This is a genomic window from Mesorhizobium sp. M1409 (genome assembly GCF_040317535.1).
In the GTDB taxonomy this organism is placed as follows: Bacteria; Pseudomonadota; Alphaproteobacteria; order Rhizobiales; family Rhizobiaceae; genus Mesorhizobium.
The window spans coordinates 1-1459 of record NZ_JAMYKV010000145.1; the positions used below are offsets into that span (position 1 = coordinate 1).

Below are 1459 nucleotides of genomic sequence, written 5' to 3' on the forward strand. Positions count from 1 at the left end.
GGTTGTAGCCGGGGCAGGCTATCGGGTTTGACGAGCAGTTCGATGCTGCGCGCGAGGCCGGGTTGCCTGCGGATCAACCCGCCGCGCTCGAGGGTGAGCACCATCTGGTGGACGGAAGGTGCGGTGACGCCGAAGAAGCGCTGCATGTCGCGTTCGGCCGGCGATCGACCGTTGAGCAGACCGTAGGTCCAGATGAAGGCAAGATACTGGCCCTGCTTTTGTGTGAAGCGGGGTCGGTCTGGCGACTGTCCGTCAACTAATTGATTCATTTTTTGATTCTTCCGGAACCTCCGCAAGCGAAGGAGGCCTTCCGGATGAATGTACGCTATCGCGTCGATCTCGACCAACCCGAACGCGACGCACTCACAGCGATGCTGCGCAGCGGCAAGCATCCAGCGCGCAAGCTCAAGCGAGCCCAGATCCTGCTCGCAGCCGATGCCGGCCTGGGCGACGAGACCATTGCGACGACGGTAGTGGTCGGTGGCTCCACGGTCTACCGCACCAAGCGCCGCTTCGTGGAAATGGGCTTGGAGGCGGCACTCAGCGAAGAGCCGCGCCCCGGGGCGGAGCGCAAGCTGAGCGGCAAGGAGGAAGCCTTGCTGGTGGCCACCGCCTGCTCCAGCCCGCCGCCCGGGCGGGCCCGCTGGACCCTTGAGCTGCTGGCCGATGCGTTCGTCAAGCTGACCGAGCACGAACAGCTGTCGCGCGAGACGGTGCGTCGGCGCCTGGCCGAGAACGATCTCAAGCCCTGGCGCAAGGACATGTGGTGCATTCCCAAGATCGATGCAGAATATGTCGCGCGCATGGAGGACGTGCTCGACCTCTATGCCGAAGCAGCAGATCCGAAGCGGCCCGTGGTATGCTTCGACGAAAGCCCGACCCAACTCATCGGCGAAGTGCGTCAGCCGATCCAGGCCGCGCCGGGAAGGCTGGAGCGCTACGACTGCGAGTACAAACGCAACGGCACCGCCAACCTGTTCGTCTTCCTCGATGCGCATCGTTCCTGGCGCAAGGTCAAGGTCACCGAGCGGCGCGCAGCACAAGACTTTGCCCACTGCATGCGCGACCTCGTCGATATCCATTACCCGCAAGCCGAACGCGTCAGGGTGGTGCTCGACAATCTGTCGACCCACACGCCCGCCGCGCTCTATCAGGCCTTGCCGGCATCAGAGGCGCGACGCATCCTGCGACGGCTGGAGTTCCATTACACGCCCAAACACGCGAGCTGGCTCAACATGGTCGAGATCGAGATCGGCGTTCTGCGCGGCCAGTGCCTCGATCGCCGGATCGACAGCTACGATCGCCTTGTCGCACAGACCGCTGCCTGGGAGCACCTGCGAAACACCAGCCGCGCCCGCATCAACTGGATGTTCTCAACCGAACAAGCGCGCCTTAAATTGGCCAAGGCCTATCCAAAGCCAACGGCCAAAGAGTCATAATCCCTGTGCAGAGGTACTAG

General features: G+C 63.3%; 2 protein-coding genes. One reads left to right on the forward strand and one right to left on the reverse strand.

All coding sequences use genetic code 11. The features are described 5' to 3' along the window. Window positions 1-269, reverse strand: a 269-nt coding sequence (locus NKG99_RS35720; protein ID WP_352874166.1) for a LexA family protein, incomplete at its 3' end; no start/stop codon positions are given. A 45-nt stretch (window positions 270-314) separates the two neighbouring features. Between NKG99_RS35720 and NKG99_RS35725 the strand changes: the two genes are divergently transcribed. Continuing rightward, window positions 315-1439, forward strand: a complete 1125-nt coding sequence (locus NKG99_RS35725; protein ID WP_352732724.1) for an IS630 family transposase — start codon at window positions 315-317, stop codon at window positions 1437-1439. Window positions 1440-1459 lie beyond the last annotated feature (20 nt).